This is a genomic window from Moorena sp. SIO1G6, assembly GCF_010672795.1.
GTDB lineage: Bacteria > Cyanobacteriota > Cyanobacteriia > Cyanobacteriales > Coleofasciculaceae > Moorena > Moorena producens.
The window spans coordinates 17,653-37,974 of the sequence record NZ_JAAHFZ010000062.1; the positions used below are offsets into that span (position 1 = coordinate 17,653).

The following is a 20,322-nucleotide window of genomic DNA, read 5'->3' on the forward strand; positions in this document are numbered from 1 at the left end:
GCGGTAAGCGATTGACCGTAGGCTACGCTACGCGATGAAGCAAAGCTTCCGCTAAAAGCGATCGCTAATCAAAAATAAAGCAAAAAATTTTTTTTATATACCCCCTGTCGCAAAAAAAAATTAAAAATTACTTGACAAAATAAATAATTATTTATTACCATAAAAATGTCATCAATACAACAGCAAAAAAAACATTATGGATATCGAAAACTTTCTTCCAAATTTTGAGTATAATCCCAACAATCCTAATCTCCCGGAATTATTTGGCCAACCTCAGCCAGGACGGGAGCAAATCAAACATATATTGATCGGTTCTCCCAAAACCGTCCGGGTCACAATCTATAATCTTTATAGCCGTGGCTACGCCCAAGTTCATGAGTGGAGCACTCCTCAACCTACCGGAAATCCTGGTGAGGTGATCAGTATATTGATTCGGCATCTGTTGGTAGATTAAGATAGCAAGTTGCCAGGGATGCCAATCCCTGGCGACAGGTCAAAACTGAGGATAAAGTACGAAGTCTGAAGTCTGAACCATAAGTTAGTATGTTGTTGATTGGGATAATTTCCTGATGAATTGGTGAACACATAGTCAAGGACCCTAGGGTTTTTGACAATTACAAAAAATAATTCGGTCAAGCATTGGAATTAACCAGAACTTGACCGAATTTTTTTTATTGAGGGAACAGGGAACAGGGAACAGGGAACAGGGAGTAGGGAAGAAATTTAGATGTACTTCACACTTACTAGAAAACTTAACAGCACTAATCAAGACTCAAGACTAACTTGCGACAGTGCAATAGTTTTTTTGAACCATCTACACCACCCAAATCACACCTAGTGCGGATGCAATAGTTTTTTGACCCTACTGCGCACACCTCCCACGCCTCCCACACTCCCCACACTCCCCACGCCTCCCATATTTACCACCTACACCTCCCACATCACCTCTGGCGCTAATGCAATAGTTTTTTTTAACCCCACTCCCCACACTCCCCACACTCCCCACACTCCCCACCCTTCCCACACTCCCCACCCTTCCCACCTACCCCTTGCATCTTCTCCAAAATTGTGTTAATATAACAATATCGTTAAAGCAATGGTTTTACCGCCATGATGATTTCTACCGCACAAGCCGCTGAATTACTAGGTATCTCTGCCACTCGCGTCCGTTTCCTGTTGAGCAAGGGCAGAGTCAAAGGAGCTTATAAGGTCGGTAGAACTTGGGTAATTCCCTTATTTGATGGCATGCCAGTAATCACCCCTGGTACTCGCGGACCAAAGCGGAATTGGTCAAAGCGCACAAATTACACTAAAGCTGTTATCCACGTTAATCAAAAAGTGATTCGCCAAAATCACAACACCGGCGAACGCAATCCCGTGATTACGGTAAAACGCGGATCTAAAAACACTTACGGTCATACCGTAGAAGTCAATGGCCCTTGTCGGGTGATGTATCGCCCAGATAATCCTCTACACTGTGGAGCACGGGTATGGATTGAGACGATTTCTGAGTTTCAAGTGATCGCCTAAGCTGTTGTGGATTTAAATTAGATAAGTAAGTAGGAATTGAGCATTCAGCCGTCAGCCGTCAGCCGTCAGCCTTTTGCTGATGACTTATAGCTGATGACTTATAGCTGATGACTTATAGCTGATAGCTGTTCGCGAAGCGTGCGCGTAGCGCATTAGCTGTTCGCGAAGCGTGCGCATAGCGCATTAGCTAAATGCTTACATAAAAAAACCATCAAACCCTCTCCCCTGTTCCCTGTTCCCTGTTCCCTGTTCCCTGCTCCGAAGTCCCTGCTCCCTTGTAGTTAAACTAAACTATTCCCGACAGATCAAACTTTCCTGCGCAATTTCTTCCAATTCAACCGCTTTCAACAATCGGGACCAAGCCTCAGCAAACGTAGCATTTTGTGGATTACTACAACGAAGTTTAGCTGCTTGATTCAAGGCATCATACCAAATGCCATTTTCAGCATAAACTGTCATTAGCTTCTGCTGTGAGTTTTTTGTATCTAACTCATACTTAAACTTTGGCAATTCAACCCGTTTCAAGAGTCCTCTAATAAACAAAACCGAGTCATCGTAAAACGAATCTGGAGAATTACAATCAAGGATCAAATGCCAGCGATACCACTTACCAACCTCTAAGGAGTAGGGAAGAGGTATGCTAAACACACCAGACCGACTTGGCAAAGTAACAGGTAAATATTTTGGAGCAAGCTTGGTGTTAGTTTTTGAATCCTGCAAGGAAAATTCCCCAGAAAGCCCCCTCTCAAAACTTTCAGATTGATAGGAAACATTAACCCAGATAGTCGGAGACTCATTAACTGTCAATCCCCTACTATCTTTATCGATCACAGGTGTCATCGTAAGGTTTCCTCCCGTTTCAGAAACAGCCATAGGACAATATCCACGATTACCTGTACCTCGCCTACGTCCGCTCGGCGCATCACCTGAATAATCTGGCTGTTTAAACTCTACTGCTATAGATTCAGCCCTATTGCCAGTGGATTCCATCAATTGCGCTTGTGCTGGGTAGCTGGTGAGAGTCGCCAGAGCAAACGCAATCCCATAAAGCAGTTTAATTTTAACCATTGTCAACTCCGATGCTTTTGCCAAGGAAGATGCTGACTGGGTCTGAGAAGTTCCCTTTTTGCATCAATCCTAGTTTCACATCTGATTGGAACATGCTGTATAACGTACTACCAAAACCATACCCACCGAAGTAAGCACCAATACCATTGCTGAAGGCACCAGCGGTATCCAACCCCCTTGCAAAATCAACAGATAACAAATGCCATACAAAGCACCAAGTGCCACTCCCGTCGGGATTACCAAGCCACTTAGGCAATGCATACCCCTAGCCTGGCCTGAGCGGAATCCCATTACTAAACCAATTACACTTCCTACCACAGACCAACCCCAAATCCACAGCACTTCTGTTGATTCTGACCAAACCCACAACAAGGGTCGATTATCCAGAACCGCACTCAGGATTTGACTTACCATATGTCCTTGAATCACCACTCCTGGTGTTCGCTTCTGGCTCAGGCGCTGACTGGCACTGTAAGGGGTGAGCCAGTAATCACTACTGGTATTAATTGGACCGGCTATACCAACAAGAATAATCCGACCCTTCAGTTGGGACCTGCGCTGGGGCGGAATCTTATCATTGAGAATATCGCCAACATCGACTGTTGGTGCAATATCTTCAACAGAACGACGGGAACGGTAATTTAGCAAGATTTGTCTACCTGCTGCATCCACTCTGTGGTAGCCACCGGTATAGGAATTTAATTCCTTCAGCACAACAGTTTTACCGTTACCCAAATGTGGCCGATCAATCCATAATTGCTGATTTGATGTGTAGCCCCATGGGATACCCTTAGCATGTAGATAGTATAGGGCTAGTAACAAGCTAAGGTTATTCTTAGCAGTACACTTATCCGTGAGGTCTGGTGAGTTCAGAGATAACAGATGGCGACGGAGGATTCCCCCCTGGTCAGGTAAAGCATCACTAAAACCAATCCGATCTGGCCGAATTTCCAGGGGTGGAGAAATCCCTTCGGTGTCCCCAGCCTTAGCATCTTTAACTTTACAGATACCAAATAAATTCTTTTGTCCCAGGTAAGTTGCTAGTTTAGGGTAAGCTGGATCCACCGGAAAATCACGATAGATATCTAAGCCAATCGTTACTGGTTCATACTCCTGGAGTTTCTCAAATAGCCGAGTAAGAGTATGGTCTGATAACGATGCCCTATGCTTGGGTTGCTGTTCCTGATTTTTAATATCCTCTGGAGTAGCCTTAACAATCAACAGACGTTCGTCCCCCATTTCATAGGGTCGTTGTCCCATCAGTTGGTCAAAAGCTTTTAGTTCAAGCCCTTCCAATAGTCCCAACCACCGCAATCCCATCACCAAAGCCATGGCGAATACACTAGCCTTGAGTAACAAAACGCGATCGCACCATAGTGACCGAATCAGACAAAAATGCCAAGGTCTGTAGGATCTGTTATGCGATCGCAAAAAGGTCTTAGTCTTTTGGTCTGAAGGAGTAAGGGAGGTACTGGGTAATGAACCTTCACCCTCTACTACAGCCGATCGCATCATCTTTTGAACCTCTGAAGAGGTTTGTGACCCATGAGCCTGACTAGAGCTACCTGAAACAGAAGCCAATTGATTGCGATCGCGCAACTGTTGCCAAGTCGGCGCAACAACAGCTGGATTTTGGCAAATCACTGGTAACCAGCTAGCACCAGGATAGTTATCTTCCCAGCCTTGCAACCGTTCCCTAGCTTCCCGCACTGCCAAATATAAGGATTTTCCACCAGCAAATGCGGTTAAAAAGTACTTCAAAAACTCCTGTGCCACTGGATCTGGTACCGGCTCCCGCATCACAATCAACTGAGGAATATGTAAATCAGCCAATTCCCGTGCTAATCCCAAGCCATCGCAAGAATTGAAAATTGCCAGTCTCAAACCACGGGTAATAGCTGCTCCCAGACCATGCTTTAACTGGGAAATCGTTAACCTATCAGTTTGATTAATACTTATGTAACCAGTTTTAGCATCCGCCGCACTCTTGCTATGTCCTGCAAAAAACAGGATATCCCATCCCTGTTTATCCCAAAGCTGGTGGTTAAGCTCTTGGCGTTGTGGCTGCACCAGAAAAACCGTTTCCGCCTCCGGTAACTGCTCAAGTAAAGCCCGGTCTTTTTCAACCTCAATCCCTTCACTATTTCCTAAAATTCCTAATACCCTAACTTGACCCGTTGACTCTCGATCTGGCGTCGTGACTGGCTCATACTCTTGGCTACTCAACGCCACTTCTGTCAGGGGGTAATCTTCAAATAAACGCCACAAATGCCAAGGAAATCGTCGCACTTGGTCATCTTCCGCCTCGATAATCACGCTAATTTCCTCAGACGGAATTAGTTTAGTTCGCACTCGCCGTTCAATGTTGCGAAATTCTTCAGCATTGAGCCAGGTATTAATTTGCTCTTCTAACTGTTGAGACAGATTCCTAAACTCAGCTTCTGAAACATTAGTGATACTAACGTTATGAATTTCCAGACGGCGATCGCACCTGAAGCCTCCGTAGAGTGCTGCATACATTAATTGCCAGCGTTTGTAGAGTTTAGGCAGTTCTGGTGCAGCAGGCAAACCTCCAGTAAACTGCATCAGAGTACGATGATCCCTTTCCCAAAGTTGAGCTATAACAGTAGGAAAACCTTCCTGACAATTACCATTTCCCAGTTTTAAGACTACTAACTGACTCATCTTTAAATAGTTTGTCAGGGCTACATCCGTCAGGGTTAACTAAGGTCTGAAATTTTAATGGTTGCTTGGAGTTGAATGTTTATGGGGGTCTAACCATTAAAACTCTTGCGATAAGATAACATTACTCGATTGTGTTTGTCAACTCTTCAATTGGTGGTATTAAAATGCTATAGTGTAGTTTTAAGATTTTATATCTAGCTTGATATCTAGCTTGATCCACAGTTCACTGATTCAGCATCAAGGGATATCATAAAAATCAGCTTTTCAGGCAAACTCCACTTGTCACGTGACCGTAATTTGTGGTATACTGTAAAGCTAGTGACTAGAAAACTATGGGCGATTAGCACAGTGGTAGCGCGCTTCCTTCACACGGAAGAGGTCACTGGTTCGAACCCAGTATCGCCCATTCTATCTTGGTGTAGGCAATCAAATAGTTAACCAAAACGAAAGGTCTCGTTGAATCAAATCTTGGAGTTTCAGGATATCATCACGATAAAATTCCAGCAACTGTTGCCGTTCCTCTTTAGAAAGAGCAGCTTTTTTCTTATCAGTTGAGTTCATGTTGATTAGCGCTGAACGAACAGTTTGCCTCACCTCCACTGGCAGGATGAACTTTAGTCCAGAAGCTATCATAGTTCTGAAGGGATTTTGTTTCCGCAACAGATCATTAACCAATTTTAGTTTAGGAACTTGAGCCACTTGCGCTTTTTTCGATACATCCGGGATAAACGTTTCATCTACTCCAATGAACCGATACATATCCTGGATCAAAGCCACGGGATTTTTACATAAATCATCGTACAGATAAACTTTTATTTTATCTCGATTAAACGTTTCAAAAAAATGACTCAATTGAGAGGAGTAGAGTCCTTTTTTTAGGGTAAACGACCCCTGAGAGCGAAACTTAAGCTGTTCCGATAATGGTTGGATATTACCCGCTACATCCGTCGCTTCCCGAACATGCATTAAATAATCCGAATAAGCTCGGTCTACGGGATTTCGTAGAATAGCAATCATTTTAACATCGGGCAAATAGCGCAATATTTGCTCACAAGATGATTTATAATGAAACAAATAATTAGGGGATGCTTCCCCAATCGCTATTTCATCCTTCACCTCTTGGAAAAGTTTACAATATTTTTCAAAGGTATCAATTCTATTTTTGTTAATAGTTCTTATTTCTGGAGGTAACTTTTCCCAATCTTTCTCCAAAAAATTGGTTTCCTTAACCGGACTCATATAAACTTGAGGGTGTTGGGTTAAGTAGTTATAAATAGAAGTTGTTCCTGCCTTCTGCACACCTATAATTAAAAAAGTCGGTAATTTCATTTTATTTCTGGGGAGAATAGGGAATAGGGAATAGGGAATAGGGAATAGGCAAAAAATCCTGTGTACCTCATTACTATGAAAACTGCTATAAGTTCCTACTAAGATAATACCCACGTTGAAAGTGGATATCACCAAACGTGATCAAGAAACTATAGCAGAAGTCAAAAGTCAGAAGTCATTTGTCAGAAGTCAAACTCTTGCGCTTACAAAGGGTGTGAGACTTTTGTCATGTCCTAACTGCCCTGGCGACTGCTATACTATCAAGAAAGTACTATAGCAAAGGAAACAGGGAGTAGGGGTAATAAAATTGAATGTACCTCGTAAGTATAGGAAACCCTATAAAAATCTTTACCATCTTCCCATCTCCCCATCTCCCCACACTTGCCACACTTGCCACACTTGCCACACTTCCCGACTCCCGACTCCCTGATTAAGGGAACTGCTATAGTTACTGTTGAGGTTAATGTAAATTATTTACTCGCTTCAACCCAGCAGAGTTCTGGTCGTACTCGTCTAGGTCAACTGAAATCGGCTCAACATTCCAGATTTCCTGACAATACTCCCGAATCGTGCGGTCTGAAGAGAATTTGCCCATATTCGCCGCATTAATAATCGACATCCGAGTCCAGTGATTCTGATCCCGATAGGCTTGGCTTACTTGCTTCTGGGTATTCACATAGGACTGGTAGTCTGCCAAAAGCAGGTACTCATCGCCGTACAGTAGGGAATCCACAAGTGGCTTAAACAGGTCGGGATTACGGGGATAGAAGTACCTAGAGCCAATCTGATCGATTACCTGCTTGAGCTGTTTATTGTTGTTATAGTATTCTTGTGGGTTATATCCCCCAGCCTTGAGAGCGTATACTTCCTCAGTAGTTAGACCAAACAGGAAAAAGTTGTCTGCTCCTGCTTCTTCTCGGATTTCAATATTAGCACCATCCAAGGTACCAATCGTTAACGCTCCATTCATGGCAAATTTCATATTGCCAGTCCCAGAGGCTTCCTTGCCAGCAGTGGAGATTTGCTCTGAAAGGTCCGCTGCTGGGTAAACCTGCTCTCCGAGGGAAACCGAGAAGCCTTCTAAGAAAACTACCTTTATGCGATCGCTTACATCAGGGTCATCATTGATCACCTCTGCTACCGAGTTGATCAACTTAATCACCAGTTTAGCCAAGTAGTAACCCGGTGCTGCTTTGCCAGCGAAAATAAAGGTTCGGGGCAAGATATCGATCGAGGGATTCTCCTTGATCTGGTTGTAGAGAGTAATGATATGGAGTACATTCAACAACTGACGCTTGTACTCGTGAATCCGCTTGACTTGGACATCAAACAGGGAATTAGGATCAACCTTAATATTGTTGTGCAGCAGAATATAATCTGCCAGGTTTTTCTTGTGCAGCTGTTTAATCTTGCGCCAGCGTACGCAAAACTCAGCATCATTAACAAACTGCTCTAACTGTTTGAGCTGGTCTAGATCAGTAACCCAACCCTCTCCAATTTTCTCAGTAATCAGTTCCGACAGTTGAGGATTACTCAGCAATAGCCACCGACGGGGTGTGACCCCATTGGTCATATTAATAAACTTATTTGGCCACAATTCATAGAAATCTCGCAGCACATCCTTCTTCAGCAATTCCGTGTGCAGTGCCGCCACCCCATTAATAGCATGGCTACCTACGCAGGCTAAATGAGCCATCCGCAAAGACTTCTCAGGTTCCTCGTCAATCAAGGACATTCGTCTGAGCCGGTCATTATCACCTGGATACTTCAGACGCACATGATCCAAGAAGCGACGGTTGATTTCATAGATAATCTCTAACTGCCTTGGTAAGAGTCTCTCAAATAGGCTAACTGGCCAGCGTTCCAAAGCCTCTGCTAGCAAAGTATGATTAGTATAGCCAAAAGTGTTCTTAGTAATATACCAAGCTCGATTCCAGCTCAATTTGTACTTATCCAAGAACAACCGCATCAGCTCCGCCACCCCAATCGATGGGTGAGTATCATTCAGCTGAATCGCAATTTTCTCATGGAACAGGTCGAAATTACGATTAGTTCGTCGATAATTATTAATAATGTCCTGAAGAGAACAGCTAACAAAGAAATACTGCTGCTCCAGCCGTAGTTGCTTCCCTTGGGAAGTGTTATCATTGGGATAGAGAACTTTCGAGATATTCTCGGAATAGATCTTCTCAGTCACAGAGCCAGCATAATCACCGCTGTCGAACACCTCAAAATCAAATTCTTCACTGGCACCAGCACGCCACAAACGCAGGGTATTGACGGTATTTTTCTTGTAACCAGGCACTGGTATATCGTAGGGAGTACCCAAAACCTGCCACTCGGGAATCCAACGTACCCGATAGCGACCTCCCTCATCCTTGTAGGATTCTGTCTTACCCCCGAAATTCACCTCAACTGTTAATTCTGGGCGTCTGATTTCCCAAGGGTTGCCGAACCGTAGCCACTTGTCAGGACGTTCAACTTGAGCACCATCAATGATCCGCTGGTCAAAGATGCCGAATTCATAACGGATCCCATACCCAACAGCAGGAATTTCTAAAGTTGCCAAGGAGTCCAGGAAACAAGCAGCCAAGCGTCCTAAACCTCCATTTCCTAAACCAGGCTCAGCTTCCAGCATTTTCAGGTCATCTAGCTCCAGCCCAGATTCGTGGAGAGCTTGGCTGAGCCGATCATATATTCCCAAATTGAGCAAATTGTTAGTGAGCTGGCGACCCATCAAAAATTCTGCTGACAGGTAATATACAGTCTTAGTATTTTTTCTAGTATAGGTTTCTAAGGTTTTAATCCACCGCTGGAGTAGCCGGTCTCTTACCGTATAAGCCAGAGCCATATAGTAATCGTAGGGTGTAGCCAAAAACTGATTTTTACCCTGGATATAATAAAGATTGTCAGCAAAGGCTCGCTTAAGGGTTTCCACCGACATACCTGTGCGGTCATCTTCTACCTTAACCTTGATTTGTTCTGTGAGGTTGGTAGGTTCCTTCATAGTGTGGCTCATCCTGACCAAAAACTTGTCACTCTATTATGGATTCTCTTTTGCCAGAGAGTAAGCATGGTCAGTGACTGCTGCCATTAACCCCAAGGGCGTAAGTATCTGACCCAATTGAGAACTGCCATAGGCTATGTTACCCTAGTAAAAATTTCACAGCCTCGCTCCAATGACACCGGAATGGGAAGCCCTAATCGTTGGCATTAACCGTTATCCAGAATACACCAACTTTAACGACCTGACTGTTGCTGCATTAGATGGGGCAAATGTCGCTCAACGATTAGAGCAGTATGGCTATGAACCGTTTCGGATTCAGGACTTACCCCTTGGGTTGACCCAAAAAGGAGCAGGGGGAGTATCCAGCACAGGACTGGTAAAATTAGAGGAATTAAGGGAAGCAGTCGCTAATCTGTTTAATCCTCCACCTCCCAACCAACCCCCAGAAACCGCCCTATTCTTCTTTTCAGGCCATGGCTGTAGACAAGAGGTGGATGGACAACAAGACGTTTTCTTAGTCACTAGTGATGCCTTTCCTGATGTGGGAATTTATGGCTATCCTCTGCGGGAATTAGGTCAGCAAATCGCAACTAGCCCAGTCAAACAGGTAGTGATTTGGTTAGATTGTTGCTACAGTGGCGAGTTACTAAGCTTGCTCCCATTTATCCCAACTGATAAAGCTTACTGCTTGATTACTGCCACTCGTTCCTATGAACCGGGAGTAGAGATTAGCCATGAACAAGGAGTATTTACCAAGGCGTTACTGGCAGGGTTGAATCCGGAAAATCACCCGGATGGTATTGTAAATAGTCATAATTTGGCCTTGTTTATTGAGCAGCGGATGTCAAGGACTGGACAACGTCCTTTAATCGCTAACTCAAAACAAGCCATTCTACTGACTACCCAGTTTCCGAAACTGAGCTTTCAGGATAAATGCCCCTACCGGTCTCTGTCTTATTTTACCGCATTACCAGAGGATGCTCTGGTGTTTCACGGTCGTTCTCAGTTGACCCAGCAGTTAATTGAGCGAGTTAAAACTAAAGACCGTCTGCTGGTAGTGTTAGGGGCTTCCGGCAGTGGCAAGTCTTCCTTACTCAGGGCGGGTTTATTGTATCAGCTGAAGTTAGGTCAGGCAATTGCTGGAAGCGATCGCTGGCATTATCTAGAACCTTTCACTCCAGGTGTTGCACCAAAGCAAAGGTTACAGGAGGTGCAGGAGTTGGGAAAGCTTTTAGACAACAAGGGAGACAATTCTAGTCTTACTCTAGTAGCGACTTCTGAACCGGTGGTCATGATTATTGACCAGTTTGAAGAGTGCTTCACTATGGGTCAACCTGACCAACGGCTGGAATTCTTTAACAGTTTAAGTGAATTATTAGACAACAAAGACAATCTAATTGTGTTAATTGCCATGCGCTCTGACTTTCGGGGGCGGTTGCGAGAGTATCCTCAATTAGTAGAGAAGATCAATAAACCATTAATCAATGTAGACCACTTGAACCGTCAGGAAATTGAAGAAGCGATCGCTAAACCAGCTGAATTAGTAGGATTAGGGATTGAGGGCAGATTAAAACAGCAACTGATTAACGATGTGGAAGATTATCCAGGCAGCCTGCCCCTGCTCCAATATACTCTGACGGAATTATGGAAACAGTCAAGACAGCAGCAGGAAAGGTTTTTACGGTTAGAAACCTATCAACAGTTAGGGGGAATTGAGGGAACTCTCGAAAAGAGAGCCAATCAGGTATTTGATAGTCTCTCAGCGGAAGAACAAAGTGTGGCTAGGCGTTTGTTCTTGGAATTAACTCAAGTCGGAGATACTCTCGATACCCGTAGACGAGTAAGCCTGGGGGAGTTAGTCAATTCTCACCACAGTTTAGAACTGCTCGATGCTGTTAGCCAGACCTTAGCCAGTTCAGAGAACCGCTTGATTACTAGAAGCCATCAAGAAAATTCCCAGGATGTGGTTTTGGATGTAGTTCATGAAGCCTTGATTCGCCACTGGGGAAGGTTGCTGGAGTGGAAGCAGAGTTACACAGAAGGGATGGTAGTGGAACGCAAGCTGGAAGCGGCGGCAGAAGAATGGCAGCAGAAGGGTAAGAAGCGTGATGATGCCGGTGTACTGTTGCTTGGGGGGAAGTTAGTAGAAGCCCAGGAGTATTTAAACAAGTATGGCAAGTTGAGGATGTTGGATGGGCTGGCCGAGGAGTATATTCAGGTAAGCCGTCACAAGCACAAGCAAATCACCCGTAACCGCCGGTTAGTAGCGGTAGGGTTTGTTAGTGTGTTGGTATTGGGGACAGTTATTTCAACAGCTTTTGGGTTGCAGTCTCGTAAACAGGCGATAAAGGTAGAAGAACAGGCCAGAAAGGCAGAAGAAAGTGAAATTAAAGTCCTGAGTCAACTTTCAGAACTATTGTTTACCTTAGATCAACCATTTGATGCTCTAAAAGAGGGTTTAAAGGCATTAGGAAAACTGAAACAGGCGAATTGGGTAAAAGGTGATACTAGGATTAAAGCGATCGCTAGTTTACGGGAATCTCTCTATGGAGTGAAAGAATTTAATAGCCTAGACGAACAAAGCGAAGCTGTCTATAGCGTGGCCTTTAGCCCAGATGGCCAGACTATCGCTACTGCTAGTATTGACAACACCGTGAAACTTTGGAACCTAAAAGGCAAACCCCTGCACACCCTCACTGGACATAGCGATTATGTCACTAGCGTTACCTTTAGCCCAGATGGGAAGACTATCGCTACCGCTAGTGGGGACAAGACGGTGAAACTGTGGAATCACCAAGGCAAACACCTGCACACCCTCACTGGACATAGCCATTATGTCACTAGCGTGGCCTTTAGCCCAGAAGGCCAGACTATCGCTACTGCTAGTGGGGACAACACGGTGAAACTGTGGAATCACCAAGGCAAACACCTGCACACCCTCACTGGACATAGGAACTTTGTCACTAGTGTGGCCTTTAGCCCAGAAGGCCAGACTATCGCTACTGCTAGTGGGGACAACACGGTGAAACTGTGGAATCACCAAGGCAAACCCCTCCACACCCTCACCGAACATAGCGAACCTGTCATGAGTGTAGCCTTTAGCCCAGACGGCCAGACTATCGCTACTGCTAGTGCAGACAAGACGGTGAAACTGTGGAATCACCAAGGCAAACACCTGTACACCCTCACTGGACATAGCGATTGGGTCAATAGCGTGGCCTTTAGCCGAGATGGCCAGACTATCGCTTCTGGTAGTAGTGACAAGACGGTGAAACTGTGGAATCACCAAGGCAAAGTACTGCACACCCTCATCGGACATAGCGATTCTGTCAATAGCGTGGCCTTTAGCCGAGATGACCAGACTATCGCTACTGCTAGTTGGGACAACACCGTTAAACTGTGGAATCTCAAAGGCAAACACCTGTACACCCTCAAAGGCCATAGCGATTGGGTCAATAGCGTGGCCTTTAGCCGAGATGGGAAGACTATCGCTACCGCTAGTGGGGACAAGACGGTGAAACTGTGGAATCACCAAGGCAAACCCCTGCACACCCTCACTGGACATAGCGATTATGTCAATAGCGTCACCTTTAGCCGAGATGGCCAGACTATCGCTTCTGCTAGTAGGGACAACACCGTGAAACTGTGGAATCTAAAGGGCAAACTCCTGCACACCCTCAAAGGGCATAGCGATGATGTCACTAGCGTGGTCTTTAGCCGAGATGGCCAGACTATGGCTTCTGCTAGTAGTGACAAGACGGTGAAACTGTGGAATCTAAAAGGTCAGGAACTGCACACCCTCACCGGACATAGCGATTGGGTCAATAGCGTGGCCTTTAGCTATGATGGCCAAACTATCGCTTCTGCTAGTAGTGACAAGACGGTGAAACTGTGGAATCACCAAGGCAAGGAACTACACACCCTCACTGGACATAGCGATGATGTCACTAGCGTGGCCTTTAGCTATGATGGCCAAACTATCGCTTCTGGTAGTTTCGACAAGACGGTGAAACTATGGAATCACCAAGGCAAAGAACTGCAAACCCTCTCTGGACATAGGGCACTTGTCACTAGCGTGGCCTTTAGCCGAGATGGCCAGACTATCGCTTCTGCTAGTTGGGACAACACCGTGAAACTGTGGAATCACCAAGGCAAACCCCTGTACACCCTCACTGGACATAGGGAACCTGTCAATAGCGTCACCTTTAGCCCAGATGGCAAGACTCTTGCTTCTACTAGTTGGGACAAGACAGTAATTTTATGGAATTTTGATCTAGAGGATTTAGTGGAACAGAGTTGTGATTGGCTCCATGATTACCTAGTCACTCATAAAGAGGAAACAGAATTAAGGAAAATTTGTGGTATGTAGGGGAGTCGGAACCCACCCCTAACCCCTCCCAGGAGGGGAACGGGAGTCGGGAGATAGGGGGTTAGGGTACAGTTATATAAAGTATCATAAAGTCTATCAAAGTCCCAAAGAATTTGTTAGAGTAGTGAGATGACATTAGTACCACTCCGTAAGGCGGTCGAACTTACGGGACTCTCTCAAACCACATTGCGAAAGTACGCGGACAATGGAACTATCAAATGTGAGCGAACGCCAAGCGGATATCGACTGTTCGATACAGTTAGTCTTGCCACTTTGGGAAAACGACAAGCCCCTGAACCAGTCACAATCTGTTACTGCCGAGTCAGTAGTAGCAAACAATTTGACGACCTCGCCAGGCAAGTCGCGTACATGCACTCGCTCTTCCCAGAGGCAGAAGTCATCAAAGACATCGGCTCAGGACTCAACTACAAACGAAAAGGTCTTAGAGCCATACTGGAACGACTTATGCAGGGATGTCAGCTCACGATTGTTGTTGCCTGTAGAGACAGACTTACCAGATTCGGTTTTGAACTGTTTGAATACTTGGCAGAACTCAACGGTGGAAAGATCTTGGTTCTCGACCAACCTGAAAGTTGTCCAGAATCCGAACTTACCGCAGATATTCTCTGAATCATTCACGTCTTCTCTTGTCGCGTCCACGGACTCAGAAAGTACGGGGCAAAAATCAAGAAAGATTCGGATATTCCTAAGTGCTGAGCAGCGTTATTTAGTTCGTAAGTGGTTTGGAGTTTCTCGTTACGTTTTCAACAAGACCGTTAAAATACTTCAAGATGGGGAAGTAAAGGCTAACTGGAAAGCCATCAAGACTGGAATATTAAACGACCTTCCCGAGTGGTGCAAGGAAGTGCCTTATCAAATTAAATCGATAGCGATAAAGGATGCTTGCACCGCCGTGAGGGAGGCCAAGAAAAAGTACAAAAAGACTGGACAAATCAATCGAGTTAGATTTAGATCTAGAAAAAATCCTGTCCAGTCTTGCTACATCCCTAAGTCAGCAGTCTCAGAAAAAGGCATTTACCATACAAAGCTAGGAGGCTTGACTTTTTCTGAGGCGTTGCCTGACAACAGGGGCGACTGTAGATTGACCAGTAACAATGGGGATTATCACTTGACGGTTCCTCATCAGACTACTCAAAAAAATGCCGAAAACCAAGGTAGAGTGGTAGCGATAGACCCCGGTGTTAGAACATTCTTAACGTTTTTTAGTGAGAATTCTATAGGCAAAATTGGGCACGGAGACTTTTCTCGCATTCAGCGACTTTGCTCTCATCTTGATAACTTACTTTCAAAAATAAGTAAGACCAAGAGGAATCAAAAACGACGAATGAGAAAAGCGGCTAGGCGAATTGTTATTAGGATTCAAAACCTAGTGAACGAACTCCATCACAAAGCTGCTAGGTTCTTGGTAGATAGCTTTGATGTGATCCTACTTCCAACTTTTGAGACGTCTGAAATGTCTAAAAAAGGAAAAAGGAGGATCAGATCAAAGACAGTGCGGAACTTGCTGACATTTTCTCACTTTAGATTCAAGGAGTTTTTGAAACATAAAGCCTCCGAAACTGGAAAAACAGTAGTAGATGTCTGTGAAGCCTATACCTCCAAGACTGTGAGCTGGACGGGAGAAATGGTAAACATTGGTGGGAGCAAGGCTATTAAGTCAAAGATTGATGGCCTAATAATGGATCGCGACATCAATGGCGCTCGCGGGATATTCCTAAGAGCTTTGGTAGATACACCCTGGCTGCGAGAGCAGCTTGCATTGGTGGGCTAAGGTCTATCTAGTAGACTTTAGTAGCCAAAAAGTATCGGAATTAGAAAGACTTGAGCAGAAACAGATTCAATGGGTCTTGACTAATCTCTTTGACATAGGACTCACTGAGATAGGAAGTATATTCAGGTTGTTTAGCAATATAGGTTTTGAAAAAAGCCGTACTAAGTGCCATCAGGTAAGGACGAGCGATAGCAGGATCTGGCCCAATCAATTCAGGTGGAACCGGTAAGACACCCTCTCCTGCCCCACCCAGGTAGGAAAAGTGAGTACCTCCTTCTGTCACCACTAGATAGTTTTCTGGGGTAGTTAGCCAGCTGAAGGGGGTAATTTGTTGTTCTACAGGTGGCGCAAAGATGTCTTTTATACTAGAGACCATCATGACCGGAACCTGAATTTGTGACATCCCGGCTTCACCAAAGATCGGGTTGCTGAGCGGATTAACAGCAATCACGGCTTTTACCCGTTCGTCTGCCAAATTATAGTCTTCTGGGGATAGTTGAGTACCTCGACACTGGAGTAGCAGGGATACATCTAAGGATAAATTGTTCTGTCGAGCCGCATTACAGTCACTAGTAAGCTGTTCAAAATTTAGTTTAGCCCCTCCTAGAGCAAGAACAGTATAGCCTCCGAAGGATTGACCAATTACTCCCACCTCTTCTAGATTGAGCCTACCAAACTTACTCGGGTCAGAATTAGCTTTAGCCGAAAGTTCATCTAACAAATACGTTACATCCAAAGGACGATGGATGATCGCAGTAGGATTGAGGGGAGTTGCGAAGCCAGCAAAGATTTGATTAATGCGTTCGGAACTAGTACCAATATGCTCCGGGACCGCAACCGCAAAGCCGTAAGATGCTAAATGTTTCGCTAGATAGGCAAAGGTATTGCGGTCAGAAGCCAAACCATGGGAAATAACCAGAGTTGGAATCGAGCCTCTTATTCCTTCTTGGTCTGAAGACCTAGGTAGATAAATATCAACGGGAAACGAAGCTTGACGCTCAGAGTTATAAACCTCAAAGCTTTCTTTACGCCAACCTATTCCTCCAGGATTCCTGAGATCTGCTTGTGCTGAAAAATCAAACGATGTTGAGCCTTCTCCCTGTATTTGTGCCTGATTTTTAATGGCACCAAATACAACATCATTTACCACAAATAGCCGTGATATCTCATCAGTAACATCAGAAATTAGTTCCACATCCAGGTAAATAGTTTCTAGGGAAAATTTACGCAATACATTAATAACGCTCAAGCCTTCTGGATCAGAGGCTGCCGAAATTAAAGCACCCCGTAAGGGATAGAAACCATTGCGATTGAAATCTGCTTTTATTACATTCCCCAATCGGCGCAGTAAGGTTTTACCCACCGGTAAGCGAGTGAACAAATAAACATATCTGGGAGAAATATTAAATCGACTGTTTAGTAGAATCCGCAGTGTTGCTAATTGTATTGGTGTAGCAAAGTTGGCATAATAGGCAAATTGCCTGGTCATTGTGCCATCTTTAGCAAAAATTTCCAAGTCTTCAATCCCAATATTAAATTGTCCAAAGGGAGAAACAAAGAAAGTAATTCGCTCTGCTCCTAGGGCAGGAATTGCACTGAATGTAGATACTAGACTCAAGCCTAGGGATAGGGAAAAGCGAGTTAACCACTGGCGCAGTGGGTTAGAATGAAAGGATTGGGTAGTCACTTTAGCTGCTCGGGAAAGACCAGGGGAGTTGGTAATAGTTAACGGAAAACCTGTAACAATATCATTAAACATGTACAAAGCTCTCAAGACCACACTGAAACTCAACAACCAACAGAAAACCCTGATGGCACAACATGCTGGTTATTGTAGATGGGCCTAAAACTGGGGAGTAGCCATTTAGCTATAAGCTTACCATGAAGGTCATTATAATAGTTAACAAGTAAGCTATCAGCTTAAGCGCTACGCGCACGCTACGCGAACAGCTCTCAGCTCTCAGCTCTCAACTTTGAGCTTTGAGCTTTTAAATAAAACAAGTAAGCTTCGTTTAATCTTTGTTACGTCAGCATTTAGCTGACGGCTGACGGCTGACGGCTGACGGCTGACGGCTGAATGCTTACGTTAACAATTAAAACAGATAAATCCTCGTATATAAAAAGGTTGATAGTAATGGGTTTACGGGAAAGACTACTTCGGCGATTTCAAAAACAGGAAAAACCAGAGGAAAAACCAGAGGATATCCAATCCCTCGACTCCCTCGACCAGACCTTAGAACAACTCGACCAGACCTTAGAACAAAAACCCCCTGGGCGAATTCAGTCACTACTGAGCAAATTACCCAAACCAGGAACTCCTAAGGACACCCCAGTAACGGTAAGCAATCCAGAACCAAGCAACCCTGGCAAAATTAGAGGTAAGATTACAGGGATACTCAGCAAATTTCAAAAATCTACCACTGAACGAGACATCCCCCAACTGTCGGAAAACTCAGCACCAACCAACCCTGGCAAAATTAGAGGCAAAATTAGAGGGATACTCAGCAAGTTTCAAAAATCTACCACTGAACAAGACATCCCCCAACTGTCTCAAAACTCACCAGCAAGCAACCCTGGCAAGATTAGAACACTACTGGAAAAATTACAAAAAAACATCTCCCCCAATGACATCCAGAAAATTGACCAGAGCCTGGATCAGATGAACCGGGGGAGGATAAAAGAAATATTTCACAAATTGCTCCAAAATACCAAGCCAGAAGACATCCAAAAAATTGACCAGAACTTAGAACGGATGAACCGGGGACCAATTAAAGAAATTTGGCCGAAAATTCAAGCTTTAGCTAAAATGGTCCGGGATCCTAATGCCGCTTGGAAGGGAAAAGCTTTAGCGATCGCAGCCTTAATCTATTTAATATCCCCCTTTGATGCTGTTCCAGACGTAATTCCCGTTGCTGGATTAGCTGATGATGCAGCGCTGATCATTGCCGTAGTTTCCACCCTAGCTCAGGAACTAGAAAATTATATGGAAAGACAGGCAGAAAAGATGGCCGAGATACAAGTCCGCAAGTATAATCGGATTGTCAGAATCAGTTTAATCGGCAGCATTGCAGCAGCAATTATCGCTATTTTGGTAAAATATATCCTTAGTCAGACATGATTAACCTCTATTCCTGGTACCGAATTACCCTATTTATTCTGACTACTTATGGCTTAATACAGCTAATCATTACTCTGCTCAAGTACAAGCCATACTATGAAAAAGTTCCAGGGTTTATGAAAAAATACTTTCTTGAGCGCGGCAGCCTAGTTTTAGGGAAAAAGCTCAACGAAAGTCGTCATGATTTAATTATAAATGGCTTACTGTTAGTTGTGTTAGTAATATTAAATATTATTTTATGGATTTTTTAAGGGATAGTAAATATGAGGATTATAAATTTATATTTTAGGGAGTCGGGACTAGGTAAACATTTGGCAGTTAGCGGTCAACTGAAAATCAACTGGAAAAACTTAATATTAAGAGCTGAGGGGGTGACATGCAAGCTAAAATCCTTACTGGGTATTGCGTTCAGCCGATCTGTAACAAAAAGATACATGCTGTTTTGGCCTGACCTTGGACGTAGTTATAAGGGTTTGAGCTTGCCATTACATCATTCGTAGGGTCAATTTGCCAGTTTATCTTTCCTAAGACAACTGGCATCAAAGCCTTATCTAGTAAGATTTTCAGGTCTCATGTCACCCCCTCAGCGGTAATGTCACAAGAGGAGTACGGGATGAAATCCGACGCGGCGAATTAATTCGCCGTATAAGAATAGAGATAGCTCGCGGCTGTGAAGTCGGAGTTACTTGCTCATAATTCAATTGGTGACAATTTTTTCAAGGTACGCCGGGACTAGGCGAAACCCAAGCAATACCCCGGTATAGATTATTCCCAGCGATTTGCTAATATTTTTACCTGGTCAATTGTGCATCCTCTAAGCCAAACATCATCCATTTCCGCTCTTTCCCCTAATAGGAATCTTAATCTACTGTTCCAGATGTATTCATCTATATAACAGGAATATATCATCCTAGCTGTATTACCTTGAATTTTAGAGCGTGCATGAACTAGACGGTGGTTATCAATGATAACTATGTTTCCTGGTTCAAGTTTCATTTGAACATTAAATCTATCTTGTTTAATTAAATCTAGAAAACCACCGTAAGCTTCAATAAATTTCTTGATTTGTATTCCAGAATAATCTGAAGGAAATCCTGAAAAGCTTCTTGAGTGAATTCTTATAATCTCTGGTTCGCCAAAGCCATTTGTAACAATTATTTTGGTTAATGTCTGCGTATCCCAAGAGTAAAGAGAATGCTCAATGCTACTATCTTCTTGATGAGAGCGCAAGCGTCGTCTTGCTAAGTTTACCAAGTATGTTGAAAGAATATTATAAGCCTCTTTGTGTGTTTCTTTCCTGGGGGGGCGACAAGCGGCCTGTAACCCTTGATATATATTAAATTGAGCGAATTATGGTAAAAAAAGATAGGTCATAAATTGTCAATACGACCTACCAATCGAGAATGATACAAGAATTATATCAA

At 44.0% G+C, this 20,322-nt stretch carries 13 protein-coding genes and 1 tRNA gene; 8 read left to right on the forward strand and 6 right to left on the reverse strand.

The genetic code is table 11. The features are described 5' to 3' along the window. Positions 1–196 precede the first annotated feature (196 nt). Entirely contained in the window at positions 197–454 is a 258-nt protein-coding gene (locus F6K63_RS31090) for a hypothetical protein (protein WP_071107397.1), read from the forward strand. Positions 455–1,110: 656 nt separating this feature from the next. Then, positions 1,111–1,530, forward strand: coding sequence for a helix-turn-helix domain-containing protein (locus F6K63_RS31095; RefSeq protein ID WP_287314157.1), 420 nt, complete (start codon positions 1,111–1,113; stop codon positions 1,528–1,530). 291 nt (positions 1,531–1,821) lie between these two features. On the opposite strand, the gene F6K63_RS31100 is transcribed toward F6K63_RS31095, so the two are convergent. Continuing rightward, on the reverse strand, positions 1,822–2,598 hold the full coding sequence (locus F6K63_RS31100) for a DUF928 domain-containing protein (protein WP_287250847.1): 777 nt from the start codon (positions 2,596–2,598) through the stop codon (positions 1,822–1,824). A gap of 75 nt (positions 2,599–2,673) precedes the next feature. Next, positions 2,674–5,283 carry a CHASE2 domain-containing protein gene (locus F6K63_RS31105; RefSeq protein ID WP_008180650.1) on the reverse strand — a complete coding sequence of 870 codons (2,610 nt, stop codon included), beginning with the start codon at positions 5,281–5,283 and terminating at the stop codon, positions 2,674–2,676. A 334-nt stretch (positions 5,284–5,617) separates the two neighbouring features. Here F6K63_RS31105 and F6K63_RS31110 point away from each other — a divergent pair. Then, positions 5,618–5,689, forward strand: a tRNA-Val gene (locus F6K63_RS31110). A 20-nt stretch (positions 5,690–5,709) separates the two neighbouring features. On the opposite strand, the gene F6K63_RS31115 is transcribed toward F6K63_RS31110, so the two are convergent. Both F6K63_RS31115 and F6K63_RS31120 read right to left on the reverse strand, forming a co-directional pair. Further along, a complete protein-coding gene (locus tag F6K63_RS31115) occupies positions 5,710–6,612 on the reverse strand; it encodes a sulfotransferase family protein (RefSeq protein WP_287266199.1) in 903 nt (300 codons plus the stop codon). A 460-nt stretch (positions 6,613–7,072) separates the two neighbouring features. Next, positions 7,073–9,619, reverse strand: coding sequence for a glycogen/starch/alpha-glucan phosphorylase (locus F6K63_RS31120; protein ID WP_008180653.1), 2,547 nt, complete (start codon positions 9,617–9,619; stop codon positions 7,073–7,075). A 172-nt stretch (positions 9,620–9,791) separates the two neighbouring features. Between F6K63_RS31120 and F6K63_RS31125 the strand changes: the two genes are divergently transcribed. The 3 genes from F6K63_RS31125 to F6K63_RS31135 all read left to right on the forward strand — a co-directional run bounded on the left by F6K63_RS31125 (position 9,792) and on the right by F6K63_RS31135 (position 15,780). Beyond that, positions 9,792–13,988, forward strand: coding sequence for an nSTAND1 domain-containing NTPase (locus F6K63_RS31125; protein ID WP_287314158.1), 4,197 nt, complete (start codon positions 9,792–9,794; stop codon positions 13,986–13,988). Positions 13,989–14,117: 129 nt separating this feature from the next. Further along, the gene (locus tag F6K63_RS31130; protein ID WP_071986814.1) at positions 14,118–14,618 is read left to right on the forward strand and encodes an IS607 family transposase; all 501 of its coding nucleotides are present in this window, start codon (positions 14,118–14,120) and stop codon (positions 14,616–14,618) included. Continuing rightward, positions 14,548–15,780 carry an RNA-guided endonuclease InsQ/TnpB family protein gene (locus tag F6K63_RS31135; protein ID WP_071986815.1) on the forward strand — a complete coding sequence of 411 codons (1,233 nt, stop codon included), beginning with the start codon at positions 14,548–14,550 and terminating at the stop codon, positions 15,778–15,780. The genes F6K63_RS31130 and F6K63_RS31135 overlap by 71 nt, the downstream gene beginning before the upstream one ends. 40 nt (positions 15,781–15,820) lie before the next feature. On the opposite strand, the gene F6K63_RS31140 is transcribed toward F6K63_RS31135, so the two are convergent. Further along, positions 15,821–17,539 (reverse strand): alpha/beta hydrolase, encoded by a 1,719-nt coding sequence (locus F6K63_RS31140; protein WP_287314160.1) that lies wholly within the window; start codon positions 17,537–17,539, stop codon positions 15,821–15,823. Here F6K63_RS31140 and F6K63_RS31145 point away from each other — a divergent pair. After that, positions 17,538–17,627, forward strand: a complete 90-nt coding sequence (locus F6K63_RS31145; RefSeq protein ID WP_083374031.1) for a helix-turn-helix domain-containing protein — start codon at positions 17,538–17,540, stop codon at positions 17,625–17,627. The genes F6K63_RS31140 and F6K63_RS31145 overlap by 2 nt on opposite strands. 287 nt (positions 17,628–17,914) lie before the next feature. After that, on the forward strand, positions 17,915–18,898 hold the full coding sequence (locus F6K63_RS31150; protein ID WP_287314162.1) for a YkvA family protein: 984 nt from the start codon (positions 17,915–17,917) through the stop codon (positions 18,896–18,898). A gap of 765 nt (positions 18,899–19,663) precedes the next feature. Here F6K63_RS31150 and F6K63_RS31155 read toward each other — a convergent pair. Continuing rightward, the gene (locus F6K63_RS31155; protein ID WP_287314163.1) at positions 19,664–20,128 is read right to left on the reverse strand and encodes a TauD/TfdA family dioxygenase; all 465 of its coding nucleotides are present in this window, start codon (positions 20,126–20,128) and stop codon (positions 19,664–19,666) included. Positions 20,129–20,322 lie beyond the last annotated feature (194 nt).

Excerpts from the sequence above, each read along its gene's own strand:
- F6K63_RS31105 (WP_008180650.1), bottom strand. The coding sequence starts at position 5,283 with ATGAGTCAGTTAGTAGTCTTAAAACTGGGAAATGGTAATTGTCAGGAA.
- F6K63_RS31150 (WP_287314162.1), top strand. The coding sequence starts at position 17,915 with ATGGGTTTACGGGAAAGACTACTTCGGCGATTTCAAAAACAGGAAAAA.
- F6K63_RS31130 (WP_071986814.1), top strand. The coding sequence starts at position 14,118 with ATGACATTAGTACCACTCCGTAAGGCGGTCGAACTTACGGGACTCTCT.
- F6K63_RS31145 (WP_083374031.1), top strand. The coding sequence starts at position 17,538 with ATGTACAAAGCTCTCAAGACCACACTGAAACTCAACAACCAACAGAAA.
- F6K63_RS31090 (WP_071107397.1), top strand. The coding sequence starts at position 197 with ATGGATATCGAAAACTTTCTTCCAAATTTTGAGTATAATCCCAACAAT.
- F6K63_RS31115 (WP_287266199.1), bottom strand. The coding sequence starts at position 6,612 with ATGAAATTACCGACTTTTTTAATTATAGGTGTGCAGAAGGCAGGAACA.
- F6K63_RS31140 (WP_287314160.1), bottom strand. The coding sequence starts at position 17,539 with ATGTTTAATGATATTGTTACAGGTTTTCCGTTAACTATTACCAACTCC.
- F6K63_RS31100 (WP_287250847.1), bottom strand. The coding sequence starts at position 2,598 with ATGGTTAAAATTAAACTGCTTTATGGGATTGCGTTTGCTCTGGCGACT.
- F6K63_RS31125 (WP_287314158.1), top strand. The coding sequence starts at position 9,792 with ATGACACCGGAATGGGAAGCCCTAATCGTTGGCATTAACCGTTATCCA.
- F6K63_RS31095 (WP_287314157.1), top strand. The coding sequence starts at position 1,111 with ATGATGATTTCTACCGCACAAGCCGCTGAATTACTAGGTATCTCTGCC.
- F6K63_RS31120 (WP_008180653.1), bottom strand. The coding sequence starts at position 9,619 with ATGAAGGAACCTACCAACCTCACAGAACAAATCAAGGTTAAGGTAGAA.